Genomic DNA, 13,775 nt, shown 5'->3' on the forward strand with positions numbered 1-13,775 from the left:
CATGGCATTTCTCGAAATCGAAAATCTGCACAAGGCGTTCGGCGCGAACACCGCGCTGCATCACTTCGACATGCAGATCGAGCGCGGCGAATTCGTCACGTTTCTCGGACCGTCGGGCTGCGGCAAGACGACCGTGCTGCGGATGATCGCGGGCTTCGAAAGTCCGACGCGCGGCACGATCCGTCTCGACGGTCGCGACGTCACGCATCTGCGCACGCGACAGCGCAACGTCGGGATGGTGTTTCAGTCGTATGCGCTGTTTCCGAACATGACGGTCGCCGACAACATCGGCTTCGGGCTGCGTGTTGCGCGGCGTCCGCAGGAAGAGATTCGTGCGCGCGTCGACGAGATGCTGCAGTTGATCAAGCTGCCGTCGCTCGGCGAGCGTTATCCGTGGCAACTGTCCGGCGGTCAGCAGCAGCGCGTCGCGCTGGCACGCGCGCTCGCGAGCAAGCCGCAGGTGCTGCTGCTCGACGAGCCGCTGTCGGCGCTCGATGCGAAGATCCGCATCTCGCTGCGGCAGGACATTCGCGCGCTGCAGCGCGAACTCGGCATCACGTCGATCTTCGTCACGCACGATCAGGAAGAAGCGCTGTCGATTTCCGACCGCATCGTCGTGATGAACGAAGGGCGCGTCGAGCAGGTCGGCAATCCGTTGGAGATCTACAACTATCCGCGCACGCGTTTCGTCGCGTCGTTCGTCGGCACGTTGAACATCCTGTCGGGTCACGTGGTCGATCCGGCGAGCGGCAAGATGGCCGTCGACGGACAGGAACTGGTCACGTCGCGCGAACTGCCCGCCGACGATGCCGGCAAGAAGCGTTTGCTTGCACTGCGGCCCGAAGCGATCGTGCTCGAGTCGCCGGCACCGGGTCGCAACTCGCTGACGGCCACCGTCGAGGAAGTGAATTTTCTCGGCGCGGTGGTGCGGATCCGGACGCGCGTGAAGGATGCGGTGATTTCGCTCGATGTGTTCAACGATCCGAACCGCCGGTTGCCGGAACGTGGTCAGCCGGTTGCGCTGGGTTTTTCGCACGACAACCTGCTGGTGCTGGAAGAAGGCGCATGAGTGTTCCGTTTAACCATCGTTAAAGGACGCATCGCCGCTCGCCGTCTACGATGACTGCGTGGGTTTCGTCAGGACCGACCTCCGGGATCCACACAACAAGAAAAGTCTCCGACATCCGCTGAATGCCTTTCTCCCGCGAGAAAGGCATTTTTTTATCCGGCGCGCCTGTGTCCGGATTCCGCGACGCGAGTCGTCCGGATTTCCGGAATCCCGGACGGCGTCGCAGCATGACTCAGAAAAATCTCATAAAAATCAAAGGTCAAAGCGAGCCTGCGAGCTGGCATCACCCTTGCAAAATGCATTGCGGCCGCGAAGGCCGACAACAACAGCAAGGAGACAATCGATGTCCGAATTTCCCACCCGATATTCCTGAACGCATCGTCTTTGTCGCGGCCCGACTCCCGTGCACAGGCGTGACGCTCGTTCGTTCGCGTGATGCGCAGCGTGGCAGGCCATCTGCTCCGGCTCATCCACATCGCAGGAATTATCGTGAAAAAACCTTTTTATAAAATCCTCTACGTCCAGGTGATCGCCGCGATCATCGTCGGCATCGTGCTCGGGCATTACTCGCCCGCGTTCGCCGTCGACATGAAGCCGTTCGGCGACGCGTTCATCAAGCTGATCAAGATGGTCATCGGACCGATCATCTTCTGTACGGTCGTGACCGGCATCGCCGGGATGCAGGACATGAAGAAGGTGGGCCGGGTGGGCGGCAAGGCGCTGCTCTACTTCGAAATCGTGTCGACGTTCGCGCTGGTGCTCGGCCTGATCGCGACGCACGTGCTGAAACCGGGTGTCGGCTTCAACGTCGATCCGGCAACGCTCGACGCCAAGGCGGTCGCATCGTTCGCCGCGAAGGCGCACGGCCAGAGCACGGTCGAGTTCCTGATGCACATCATTCCGGACACGATCTCGTCGGCATTCGCGCAGGGCGAAATCCTGCAGATCCTGCTGGTCGCGATGCTGTTCGGCAGCGTGCTCGCAACGCTCGGCGATCGCGGCAAGGTGGTGACGGACTTCATCGAAGGGATCTCGCACGTGCTGTTCGGCGTCGTGCGCATCATCACGAAGCTCGCACCGATCGGCGCGTTCGGCGCGATGGCGTTCACGATCGGCAAGTACGGCATCGGCTCGCTGGTGCCGATGCTGAAACTGATCGGCACGTTCTATCTGACGTCGGTCGTGTTCGTGGTCGTCGTGCTCGGCATCATCGCGCGCGTGGTCGGCTTCAACATCCTGCGTTTCGTCGCGTACATCAAGGAAGAAATGCTGATCGTGCTCGGCACGAGTTCGTCGGAAGCGGCACTCCCGCAACTGATGCTGAAGCTCGAGAAGCTCGGCTGCTCGCGTTCGGTGGTGGGCCTCGTGGTGCCGACCGGCTACTCGTTCAACCTCGACGGCACGAACATCTACATGACGATGGCGGTGCTGTTCATCGCGCAGGCGACCAACACCGATCTCACGCTGACGCAGCAGCTCACATTGCTCGCGGTGACGATGCTGACGTCGAAGGGCGCGAGCGGCGTGACCGGTGCTGGCTTCATCACGCTGGCGGCAACGCTCGCCGTGGTGCCGACGATTCCGTTGTCGGGCATGGTGCTGATTCTCGGCATCGACCGCTTCATGAGCGAATGCCGCGCGCTGACGAACATCGTCGGCAACGGTGTCGCGACGGTCGTCGTGTCCGCATGGGAGAAGGAACTCGACCATGCGCGGTTGCGTTCGGTGCTGCGCGGCGACGTGCAGGTCAACGAAACGGCCGGCGCCTGACGCGATGAGTACCATGGGACGGCACGGGCCCACGGCGCCCGGGCCGTCCCGCCCACCTGCCCGTACGGGCGGCGCGGGCGACACGGACGGCGCAGGTGCGGTGTCGGGCTATGCCACAATGGTTGACTTCCATCGACCGGACACCGCCACCGTGACGCGCCGCCTGCTGATTTTCTTCGTGCTCGTCGCCGGGCTCGTGGCGGCGAGTGCGCTCACGTGGAATATCACGTGGCAGCGCGGTATCGACAGTCTGCGGCGCAACGCCGCCGTGCGCGCCGACCGCACCACCAACGCGCTCAAGAACACACTGGAGCGCTACGAATCGCTGCCCTACCTGCTCGCCGAACATCCGTTCGTGCAGGACGTGCTCGCCGAGCCGAACCCGCAGCGCGTCGATCGCGCGAACCGCTATCTCGAAGACCTGAATCGCCACGCGCGTGCGACGGTGGCCTACATCATCAAGGCGGACGGTATCTGCGTCGCGGCGAGCAACTGGGACGACGCGGAAAGCTTCGTCGGCGTCGAGTATCGCTTCCGTCCATATTTCGTCGATGCGGTGAAGGGCGGTGTCGGACGCTTTTTCGGCATCGGCACGATCTCGCACGATCCCGGCTACTACATCTCGCAACCGGTCTATCGCGACGGCAAGATCGTCGGCGTCGCGGTCGTGAAGCTGAATCTCGAATGGTTTCAGGGCGCCGATGCGGCCGAGCCGCTGATCGTCACCGACGATCACGGCGTCGTGTTTTTGTCGTCGGTGTCTGCATGGAAATATCACACGGTGCGGCCGCTGTCGGGGCCGGTCGCCGAGTCGATTTACCAGACGCGGCAGTACGCACAGCAGCAGATCGCGCCGCTGCCGGTGACGATCGAGCGCACGCTCGAAGGCAACGCGCAGATCGTGCGCGTCGGCGGCGGCCGTTATGCGCCGCGCTATCTTGCGTCGCGTCGTGCGCTCGGTGGACCCGACTGGCATCTGATCACGATGGCATCCGTCGATCAGGTCGACCGCGATGCGCGCAACGCGACTATCGTGACTGCTTTTGGCTATGTGTCGCTGTGCCTGTTCGCGTTCTACTGGCGGATGCGCCGGGCGCGCGTGCGCGAGATGATCCGCAGTCGCGCGCTGCTGCAGAAGGCGTACGCGGAACTGAATCAGCGTGTCGCCGAGCGCACTGCGGATCTGTCTCAGGCCAACGAGCAACTGACGAAAGAGGTCGGCGAGCGCACGCGCGCAGAGCAGGAACTGCGCGCCGCGCACGACGAACTCGTGCAGGCGAGCAAGCTCGCCGCGCTCGGTCAGATGGCGGCGGGTATCACGCACGAATTGAATCAGCCGCTCGCGGCGCTGCGCGGCTTCTCCGACAACACGCGCGTGCTGCTCGAACGCGGCGATCATGCGTCGGCGCGCGAGAACCTCGAAGCGATCGCCGCGCTCACCGAGCGGATGGGCAAGATCACGAACCAGTTGAAGCTGTTCGTCGGACGTGCGCGGCCGCGCAGTGCGCGTGCACCGGTGACGCGTGCGTTGCGTAACGTTCTGGCGCTGCTGCAGAAGCGCCTGCAGGGCGTCGCGATTCAGATCGTTGCCGTCGATGCACAGACGCGAACTCGCACACCGTTCGACATCCACGACGACAGCGCACAACTGGTCGCGCATTGCGACGATCTGCGGCTCGAACAGGTGCTGATCAATCTGCTCGGCAACGCGCTCGATGCAACGGCCGGCATACCGTCGCCGCGTATCTCGATCGAGATCGATGCGTCGGACAGCACGCTGTCGATTGCAGTGCGCGACAACGGACCGGGCATTCCCGACGACGTACTGCCGCGTCTGTTCGAACCTTTCTTCACGACGAAGGAGATGGGGCAGGGGCTGGGCCTCGGGCTCGCGATTTCGTCGTCGATCGCGCGCGACTGCGGCGGTTCGCTGACCGCGCGCAATGCGTCGGACAGCGGCGGTGCTGTTTTCGTGCTGACGCTGCGCCGCGCGCGGGCGACAGCCACCGACCCGCTTGTCGCGGGCTCCTGATTTCGGGTGACAACGATCATGGTCAACAACGGTCTGCAGGTGCTGTACGTCGAAGACGACGAACTCGTGCGGCGCGCCAGTGTGCAGAGTTTGCAGCTGGCTGGCTTCGATGTCGTCGGGCATGCGTCCGCGGAAAGCGCGGCGCGCACGATCGGGCCGGACTTCGCGGGCGTGGTCGTCAGCGATATCCGCCTGCCGGGCGCGAGCGGGCTCGATCTGCTCGCGCAGTGCCGTGAACGTGCGCCCGACGTGCCGGTGATTCTCGTCACCGGCCACGGCGATATCTCGATGGCCGTGCAGGCGATGCGCGACGGCGCGTACGACTTCATCGAAAAGCCGTTCGCGTCCGAGCGGCTGATCGAAACGGTGCGACGCGCGCTCGAACGCCGCAAGCTCGTGCTGGAAAACCTCGCGCTGCGCCGCGAACTCGCCGGACAGAGTTCGGTGGCGCCACGCATCATTGGTCGCAGTCCGGCGATCGAACAGGTGCGGCGGCTGATCGCGAACGTCGCGCCGACCGATGCGTCGGTGCTGATCAACGGCGATACGGGCGCGGGCAAGGAACTGATCGCGCGCAGTCTGCACGAACTGTCGCCGCGTCGCGATAAACCGTTTATCGCGGTCAATTGCGGCGCGATGCCGGAGACGATGTTCGAGTCGGAGATGTTCGGCTACGAGCCTGGTGCTTTCACCGGTGCGGCGAAACGCCGCATCGGCAGGCTCGAGCATGCGTCCGGCGGCACGCTGTTTCTCGACGAGATCGAGAGCATGCCGCTCGCGCTGCAGGTGAAGTTGCTGCGCGTGCTGCAGGATGGCGTGCTGGAGCGGCTCGGTTCGAATCAGCCGATCCGCGTGAACTGCCGGATCGTGGCCGCCGCGAAGGGCGACATGACGGATCACGTCGCGGCCGGCACGTTCCGGCGCGACCTGTTGTACCGGCTGAACGTCGTGACGATCGCGCTGCCACCGCTGGCCGAGCGTCGCGAGGACATTGTGCCGCTGTTCGAACATTTCCTGCTCGATGCAGCCGTTCGCTACGACCGGCCCGCACCGCTGCTCACCGACCGGCAACGGACTGCGCTGATGCAGCGCGACTGGCCGGGCAACGTGCGCGAGCTGCGCAATGCGGCGGATCGTCTGGTGCTCGGCGTGCCCGACGAACAGGCGACCGCGATGCCCGAACACGACGCACCGCAGCCGCTGAAAGAGCGGGTCGAGCAGTTCGAACGGGCGATGATCGCGGAGGCGCTGGATCAGGCGGGCGGTGCGGTCGCAGTGGCAGCCGACCGGCTACAGCTCGGCAAGGCGACGCTCTACGAGAAGATCAAGCGATACGGCCTGGCGGCGCGTGGGGATGGGGAGCGATGAGGTGCTGGTGTGACGCGGTATCGACGCGTGGCGCCGATACCGTATGCGGCGGAATCAGAATCAGGCTGCGCTGAGCGCCTTCTGGAGCAACTGGTCGAGCTCGGCGAACTGCGGCTCGCCGACATAGCGCTTCAGGATCTTGCCGTTCTTGTCGACGACAAAAGTGGTCGGCGTCAGTTGAACATTGCCGAACTGCTTCGCGGCGGAGCCGTCGTCCATTGCGACCTTGAACGGAAGCTGGCGCGTCTGCGTGTAGTTCGTCACGTACATCGGCGCGTCGTAGTTCATCGCGACCGCGACGAACTCGAGCCCTTGGCCCTTGAAGCGGTTGTACGTGTTGACCATCTGCGGCATTTCCTTCATGCAGGTGTCGCAGTTCGTCGCCCAGAAGTTGATCAGATAGACCTTACCCTTCAGGTCGCTGGTCGACACTTTCTGGCCGGACAGCAGCGTGAACGTCGCATCGGGGACGTGCTGCTGGCTGCCGAACGCGAAATAGCCGGCAGTCGCGATTGCGACGGCGACCACGGCGGCCGCGATATAGCGGAACGGGCCGGCACGTCGGGTAACAGGAGTAGGGCTCATGAGCAGACCTCGGATAGCGCGGGGCGCTGAAACGGCATGGGGCATTCAGATAGCGTCCGTATTGTAGCGTCAATCCCGGAACGCGGCATCGCGGCGGGCATCGGCGGATAATGTGTTTTTCGTTTCTGTCCTTTGGCTTTCAGGTCTCATGTTCCAGTCTGTTTTTCGTTTCCTTTCCTCTGGTGTCGCGCAATCCTTGTTTCGTCGTCGATCGGCCGTTCGTGCCGCGCTTTATGCGGCCGCTGCCGGCGTCGCGCTGGCTGCCTGCTCGCCGACCTACGACTGGCGCACGGTCATGAACGACGATAACGGCTACACCGTCGATCTGCCGGCCAAGCCGAGTGACGACGAGCGGCAGATCGTCATCGGCGGCACGTCGATGACGATGCGGATGCAGGTCGCCGAAGCCGACCATACGGTGTTCGCTGTCGGTACCGTGATGCTGCCGTCCGACGATCCGCAGATGCAGCGCGCAGCGCTCGACTTCCTGCGCTCGGGGCTCGCGCGCAACGTCGGCGCGGCGCCCGACGCGCACGCCGCGCAGATTCCGCTGGCAGTGGGCGGCCAGGTTCCCGGTATCGAGATGACGTACAGCGGCAAGGCCGGCGCGAAGCAGGAGCAGCGGATCATCCATGTACGGCTCGTCGCGCGCGGGCGTCACGTGTATCAGGCGGCGATCATCGGGAGCGCGGAGCCGCCGCAGGAGCAGGTCGACCAGTTTTTTTCGTCGTTCAAACTTTTTTGATGGGGCGACGCCGGCTCGAAATCGGCCGGTTGCAAAGGTTGGCTCCGGATTCGCACTGAAAGTTCCGCCGTAGCTTATTGCGCTAATAGGCGGATTTAATGGGGATTTTTTTGTTACCCACAGGGCTTGTGGATAACTTTGTTGAAAACTCCTCGCGGTGTCGTCCTGAGGCCCGTCCGGTGGGCATCGAGACGGTTTGCCTGAGATCTCGGCATCGAAAAAAAGACAATAAAATCAATGATCTTGAAGATCGGGTTAACGTGGACCTTTCAGTTGTATCGAAATCTGATCGATGCGTGTCTGTGTGCATAAGTCAAGTCTTGACAGCCGTTTTTTGCCCTTTCTTGACCATTCATCGCCCGGCCATTGCCCTTCGATACTGCACCGCTTCGGCAACCTGGCCCCCGTTTGGTATGTCGTCGCCGGCGAGATCGGCGATCGTCCGGGCGACTTTGAGCACCCGGTAGTAAGCGCGCGCTGACCAGCCGAAACGTTCGCCTGCGTCGCGCAGCAGCGCTTCGCCGTCGGCGTTCGGCCGACAGACCTCATCGACTTCACGGCCGCTCAGTTCGCGATTGGTTTTGCCTTGTCGTGCGAGTTGCCGGTCGCGCGCGACGCGCACCCGTTGCGCGATCGATGCGCTCGACTCGCCTACCATCGACGAGCGAGCCGATAGCTCGGCGGGCGACAGCGCAGGAATCTCGAGCTGGATATCGATACGATCGAGCAGCGGTCCCGACAGCTTGCGCAGATAGCGCGCTGCGTTATCGGGCGTGCAGCGGCAGCGGCCGTTCGGGTCACCGCGCCAGCCGCACGGGCAGGGGTTCATCGCTGCGACGAGCTGGCACGCGGCGGGGAAGTCGGTTTGCCACGCCGCGCGCGAGATCGTGATGCGGCCGGCTTCGAGCGGTTCTCTTAGCGTCTCGAGGACATGACGATCGAACTCGGGCAGTTCGTCGAGGAAGAGCACGCCTAAATGTGCGAGGGTGATTTCGCCGGGCTGCGGCGGATTGCGTCCGCCGACCAGCGCGCCGGCGCTCGACGAATGATGCGGCGCGCGGAACGGCCTGCGCCGCCAGTGTGCCGGCGAGAAGCCGGCCGCGCTCGCGGACAGCAACGCGGCAGAGGTCAATGCCTCGTCGTCGCTCATTGGCGGCAACAGGCCGGGCAAGCGCGCCGCGAGCATCGATTTGCCCGCGCCAGGCGGCCCGACCATCAACACGTGGTGACCGCCAGCGGCGGCAACTTCCAGCGCTCGCCGCGCTGCGCGCTGGCCGATCACGTCGAGCATGTCGGGCAGCGGTGCGGAGGGCGTGTTTTCAACGCTGACGGGAGGCTGCGCAGGCGAAAGACGCCCGTCTTCCGAACCCGCGAGATGTGCGCAGAGCGACAACAGATCCGGCGCACCGTAGACGACGACACCGGGCACAAGCGCAGCTTCCTGCGCGCTCGCGGCAGGCAGATACAGTTCGGCAGTGTGGTCCGGCGGCGTTTCATGTTCATGCGCGATGCTGCGCGCGACACCGCACGCCATCGCGAAGGCGCCACGCATCGGACGCAGCGCACCCGTCAGCGACAGCTCACCCGCGAACTCGCGATGCAGCAGCGACTCAGCGGGTAACTGGCCGCTTGCGGCGAGGATGCCGAGCGCGATCGGTAAATCGAAGCGGCCCGATTCCTTCGGGAGGTCGGCGGGCGCGAGATTGACCGTGATGCGGCGAACGGGGAAATCGAGGCCGCAGTTCTGCAGCGCCGCCCGCACGCGTTCGCGGCTTTCGCGAACTTCGAGATCCGGTAGGCCGACGATCGAAAACGACGGCAGCCCGTTCGCGAGATGAACCTCGACGGTTACTTCTGGCGCGCGGCCAGAGGCCGGCGCGCGACTGCGCACCACGGCAAGCGACATGTTTTCTCCGTCGGACCGTGCGCCCTGCGGCGCACCTTTCTCTAGAACACTGACGACGTCATGGCTCGCTTGCCGATGAGGCGTAGATCAGCGGGAGATCAGGACGACTGCGTAACGGGCAGCTTCTGTTCGAGTTCCGCGACCCGCCGTTCGAGTTCCTCGAGCCGGGAGCGCGTGCGCACCAGCACCTGGGTTTGCGTGTCGAATTCCTCGCGCGTTACGAGGTCGAGTTTCGAAAAGCCTTGCGACAGCATCGCCTTGACGTTGCGCTCCACGTCTTTCGCCGGCGAGTTCTTGAGCAGATCGCTGATACGCGCCTGAAAGTCGTTGAAGACGTCGTTCGGTTGTTTCATCGTAAATCCCCTTGATTGCACAAAAACCGTGCGTGTTTCATTACCGCTGTGCCCCGCATCGGCGCGTGACCGATGCTGGTGCATCGATGATGGGCGCCGGCTGACGGATGAACGCGTTTGGTGCGCACCCCGATGCCCGACCCTTGCGTTCACTCTAGCAACGATCCACGCGGCATGCCACCGCCCACCGCGTACGTTGGCCGTTCGGCCAGTCCCGCCGACAACCCTCCGCAGCACCGCGGGCGACAGTCTGCCACACACATGGCATGCGAGTTGCTGTTACTGCCCCGCGCGCATCCCGGGCGACCGGACGGCGCAGAAAAAGCGATCCGGCAAACGGGTTGCCCTGTCGACGTACCACGCAAACGGGTTACCAGAAAGTTACGCAGCAATTACGGGTTAGCAAGGTTACGCAACTAAAAGCGAGGCAGTCATGAAACTCATCACCGCAATCATCAAGCCGTTCAAGCTCGATGAGGCGCGCGAAGCCTTGTCGGCCATCGGCGTCTCGGGGATCACGGTTACCGAAGTCAAAGGCTTCGGACGTCAGAAAGGGCACACGGAACTGTATCGGGGCGCCGAGTACGTCGTCGATTTCCTGCCGAAGGTGAAGATCGAGGCCGCGGTCTCGGACGACATCGTCGATCAGGCCATCGAAGCGCTCGAGCGTGCAGCGCGCACCGGAAAAATCGGCGACGGCAAGATCTTCGTCACGCCGATCGAACAAGTGATTCGGATTCGTACCGGCGAGACCGGCGCGGACGCCCTGTAAAAAAACAGCGACAAGAGGAAACAGAGATGCGCAAATTATTGATGTCCCTGCTGATGGCAGGTTCGCTGGTCGCGGGCGGTATCGGCGCCGCGCTGGCGGATGACGCTTCGGCGCCCGTTGCCGCATCGGCTGCCGCTTCCGCGACGGCAAGCGCGCCGGACGCATCGGCTGCAGCGCCCGCTTCGGCACCTGCCGCCGACGCTTCCGCCGCCCCCGCGGCGAGCGCCGCCGCAGCACCTGACGCATCGGCTGCTTCGGCCGCTGCCGCAGCCGCCGCTCCCGCTGCGCCGACCGCACCGTTCTCGGTCGATTCGTCGAAGATCAACTCGGGCGACACCGCGTGGATGCTGACCTCCACCGCGCTCGTGCTGTTCATGACGATTCCGGGCCTCGCGCTGTTCTATGCGGGCATGGTCCGCAAGAAGAACGTGCTGGCGACGCTGATGCAAAGCTTCGCGATCACCTGCGTCGTGACGATCATCTGGACCGTCATCGGCTACAGCCTTGCGTTCACGCCGGGCGGCTCGTTCATCGGCGGCTTCTCGCGGGTCTTCCTGTCGGGCATGAACTACATCAAGGGCGACAAGGCCACGACGCTGACCGTCAGCCATCTGGCCACGTCGATTCCGGAATCGGTCTACTTCGTCTACCAGATGACGTTCGCGATCATCACGCCGGCGCTGATCACCGGTGCGTTCGCCGACCGGATGAAGTTCTCGTCGATGCTCGTGTTCATGTCGCTGTGGTCGATCATCGTCTACTCGCCGATCGCGCACATGGTGTGGGAACCGACCGGCTGGCTGGCCAGCGCGGGCATCCTGGACTTCGCGGGCGGCACGGTCGTGCACATCAACGCGGGTATCACGGGCCTCGTGTGCTGTCTGGTGCTCGGCAAGCGTGTCGGCTACGGCAAGGACGTGATGGCGCCGCACAACCTCGTGCTGACGCTGATCGGTGCATCGATGCTGTGGGTGGGCTGGTTCGGCTTCAACGCGGGCTCGGCAGTTGCGGCTGACGGCCGTGCCGGCTTCGCGATGCTGACGACGCAGATCGCAACCGCGATGGCAGCACTCGGCTGGATGTTCGCCGAATGGATCGCGAAGGGTAAGCCGTCGGTGCTCGGCATCGTGTCGGGTGCGGTGGCGGGTCTGGTGGCGATTACGCCGGCTTCGGGTTTCGTCGGCGTGATCGGTGCGCTGGCGATCGGCCTTGTGGCAGGCGTGGTCTGCTTCTGGTCGGCGACGTGGCTCAAGCACAAGTTCAAGTACGACGATTCGCTCGACGCGTTCGGCGTGCATGGCGTCGGCGGGATCATCGGTGCGCTGCTGACCGGTATTTTCGCGGTCAAGGACATCGGCGGCGCGGACGGCAGCGTGATCCTGCAGGCCAAGGGCGTGCTGACGACGCTGATCTACAGCGGCGTGGTGAGCTACATCCTGCTGAAGGTGATCGACAGGGTGATGGGCCTGCGCGTGACGGAAGAAGAGGAACGCGAAGGTCTCGACGTGGTGCTGCATGGCGAGCACGTCGAATAAGCGGATTTAACGGTAACAGGTAAGAGCAGCAGATTCGTCCGGCATGCGAGACCCTGCCGGACGAATCAGGCGCAGCGAACTGGCCCGCCCCTCGGCGGGCTTTTTTTCGTCCGTTGAACAGGCGTTGCAGGCATCTCCCAGGTGCCGCCGTTCTCCCTTTAAAGGGGCGACAGCCCCGTCCCAAGCCGCCAGCCGGCCGCCCCCGATAATCACGCGCTATCGCAGCGATATAAAACCTTGCTGACAGCAGGGTGGATGCGGGCTTGCGACTTGCGAGATCATCCCAACATGCAGGGGGCAAATACCCCGCTACCCTCTTACAATCGTTGCTTTAAGCCCGTGAGTGCTCAATGGTTCCGCACCTTGTCACCGCGTTGAATGGTCCGCTGCTCGAACTCGAGCGACGGATTCTCGACGCCACGCCTGCCATCGAACGCTGGTTCCGGCTCGAATGGCAGGAACATACGCCGCCGTTCTACTGTTCGGTGGATCTGCGCAACGCCGGCTTCAAGCTGGCGCCCGTCGACACGAACCTGTTTCCCGGCGCATTCAACAATCTGCCGCAGGAAGTGCTGCCGCTCGCCGTCCAGGCGGCGATGGCCTCGATCGAAAAAATCTGCCCGGACGCAAAAAATCTGCTGGTGATTCCGGAGCGTCACACACGCAACGCGTTTTATCTGGAGAATGTCGCCCGGCTCGCGATGATCATGCGCCAGGCCGGCCTGAACGTCCGCTTCGGCACGCTCGACGAAAGCATCTCCGGCCCGGTGACGATCGCGTTGTCCGACGGCCAGAAGCTCGTGCTCGAACCGCTCGAACGTTCGACGCGCCGGCTCGGCCTGAAGAATTTCGATCCGTGCTCGATCCTGCTGAATAACGATCTGTCGGGCGGTATCCCGCCCGTGCTCGAAAATCTGCACGAGCAGTATCTGCTGCCACCGCTGCATGCGGCGTGGGCAGTGCGCCGCAAGTCGACGCACTTCTCGTGCTACGACGAAGTCGCGAAGAAGTTTTCGAAGATGGTCGACATCGATCCGTGGATGATCAACCCGTATTTCGCGCACGTCGAAGATGTCGACTTCCAGGCGCGCACCGGCGAGCAACCGCTGGCCGATGCGATCGACGGCGTGCTGAAGAAGATCGCGAAGAAGTATCGCGAGTACGGCATCTCCGAGAAGCCGTACGTCGTCATCAAGTCCGATGCGGGCACGTACGGAATGGGTGTGACGACGGTGCACGATGCATCGGAAGTCGCGTCGCTGACCGCGCGCGAGCGCACGAAGATGTCGGCGACGAAAGAAGGCCTTAACGTTCGCGACGTGATCGTGCAGGAAGGCGTGTACACGTTCGAACGGATCGGCGAAGAGGTTGCCGAACCGGTCGTGTACATGATCGACCGGTACGTAGTCGGCGGTTTCTATCGCGTGCACGGTAGCCGCGAACGCGATCAGAATCTGAACGCGCCCGGCATGCATTTCGTACCGCTAGGTTTCGAACACACGGCGCTGCCGGATGCGCATGCGAAACCCGGCGCTGCGCCGCCTAATCGCTTCTATATGTACGGTGTCGTCGCGCGGCTTGGATTGCTGGCAGCATCGGTGGAACTGGAAAGAACGGACCCGGAAGCCATTCAGGTCTGA

The 13,775-nt window shown here is 63.5% G+C and carries 12 protein-coding genes; 9 read left to right on the forward strand and 3 right to left on the reverse strand.

Going from position 1 to position 13,775, the window contains the following annotated elements:
• Position 1 precedes the first annotated feature (1 nt).
• The 5 genes from E1748_RS25265 to E1748_RS25285 all read left to right on the forward strand — a co-directional run bounded on the left by E1748_RS25265 (position 2) and on the right by E1748_RS25285 (position 6,239).
• The gene (locus tag E1748_RS25265) at positions 2-1,069 is read left to right on the forward strand and encodes an ABC transporter ATP-binding protein (RefSeq protein WP_133649996.1); all 1,068 of its coding nucleotides are present in this window, start codon (positions 2-4) and stop codon (positions 1,067-1,069) included.
• A gap of 227 nt (positions 1,070-1,296) precedes the next feature.
• Positions 1,297-1,578 carry a hypothetical protein gene (locus tag E1748_RS25270; RefSeq protein ID WP_133649997.1) on the forward strand — a complete coding sequence of 94 codons (282 nt, stop codon included), beginning with the start codon at positions 1,297-1,299 and terminating at the stop codon, positions 1,576-1,578.
• A complete protein-coding gene (locus E1748_RS25275) occupies positions 1,559-2,839 on the forward strand; it encodes a dicarboxylate/amino acid:cation symporter (RefSeq protein ID WP_133649998.1) in 1,281 nt (426 codons plus the stop codon). The genes E1748_RS25270 and E1748_RS25275 overlap by 20 nt, the downstream gene beginning before the upstream one ends.
• A 13-nt stretch (positions 2,840-2,852) precedes the next feature.
• On the forward strand, positions 2,853-4,871 hold the full coding sequence (locus tag E1748_RS25280) for a sensor histidine kinase (RefSeq protein WP_205965312.1): 2,019 nt from the start codon (positions 2,853-2,855) through the stop codon (positions 4,869-4,871).
• 18 nt (positions 4,872-4,889) lie between these two features.
• A complete protein-coding gene (locus tag E1748_RS25285; RefSeq protein ID WP_133650521.1) occupies positions 4,890-6,239 on the forward strand; it encodes a sigma-54-dependent transcriptional regulator in 1,350 nt (449 codons plus the stop codon).
• A gap of 60 nt (positions 6,240-6,299) precedes the next feature.
• Here the strand turns inward: E1748_RS25285 and E1748_RS25290 are convergent, their stop codons facing one another.
• A complete protein-coding gene (locus tag E1748_RS25290; RefSeq protein ID WP_133650000.1) occupies positions 6,300-6,824 on the reverse strand; it encodes a peroxiredoxin family protein in 525 nt (174 codons plus the stop codon).
• A gap of 148 nt (positions 6,825-6,972) precedes the next feature.
• On the opposite strand from E1748_RS25290, the gene E1748_RS25295 reads away from it, so the two are divergent.
• Positions 6,973-7,569 carry a hypothetical protein gene (locus E1748_RS25295; protein ID WP_166653628.1) on the forward strand — a complete coding sequence of 199 codons (597 nt, stop codon included), beginning with the start codon at positions 6,973-6,975 and terminating at the stop codon, positions 7,567-7,569.
• 352 nt (positions 7,570-7,921) lie between these two features.
• Here the strand turns inward: E1748_RS25295 and E1748_RS25300 are convergent, their stop codons facing one another.
• Together E1748_RS25300 and E1748_RS25305 are read right to left on the reverse strand one after the other, a co-directional pair.
• Positions 7,922-9,475 carry a YifB family Mg chelatase-like AAA ATPase gene (locus E1748_RS25300; RefSeq protein ID WP_133650001.1) on the reverse strand — a complete coding sequence of 518 codons (1,554 nt, stop codon included), beginning with the start codon at positions 9,473-9,475 and terminating at the stop codon, positions 7,922-7,924.
• A 98-nt stretch (positions 9,476-9,573) separates the two neighbouring features.
• A complete protein-coding gene (locus E1748_RS25305) occupies positions 9,574-9,828 on the reverse strand; it encodes an accessory factor UbiK family protein (RefSeq protein ID WP_133650002.1) in 255 nt (84 codons plus the stop codon).
• Positions 9,829-10,261: 433 nt separating this feature from the next.
• Between E1748_RS25305 and E1748_RS25310 the strand changes: the two genes are divergently transcribed.
• From E1748_RS25310 to gshA, 3 genes are all read left to right on the forward strand, one after another.
• Positions 10,262-10,600, forward strand: a complete 339-nt coding sequence (locus E1748_RS25310) for a P-II family nitrogen regulator (RefSeq protein WP_006048089.1) — start codon at positions 10,262-10,264, stop codon at positions 10,598-10,600.
• A 26-nt stretch (positions 10,601-10,626) separates the two neighbouring features.
• A complete protein-coding gene (locus tag E1748_RS25315; RefSeq protein ID WP_133650003.1) occupies positions 10,627-12,135 on the forward strand; it encodes an ammonium transporter in 1,509 nt (502 codons plus the stop codon).
• A 350-nt stretch (positions 12,136-12,485) separates the two neighbouring features.
• Positions 12,486-13,775 (forward strand): glutamate--cysteine ligase, encoded by a 1,290-nt coding sequence (gshA, locus tag E1748_RS25320; RefSeq protein ID WP_133650004.1) that lies wholly within the window; start codon positions 12,486-12,488, stop codon positions 13,773-13,775.

This window comes from Paraburkholderia flava, from assembly GCF_004359985.1.
Lineage (GTDB): Bacteria > Pseudomonadota > Gammaproteobacteria > Burkholderiales > Burkholderiaceae > Paraburkholderia > Paraburkholderia flava.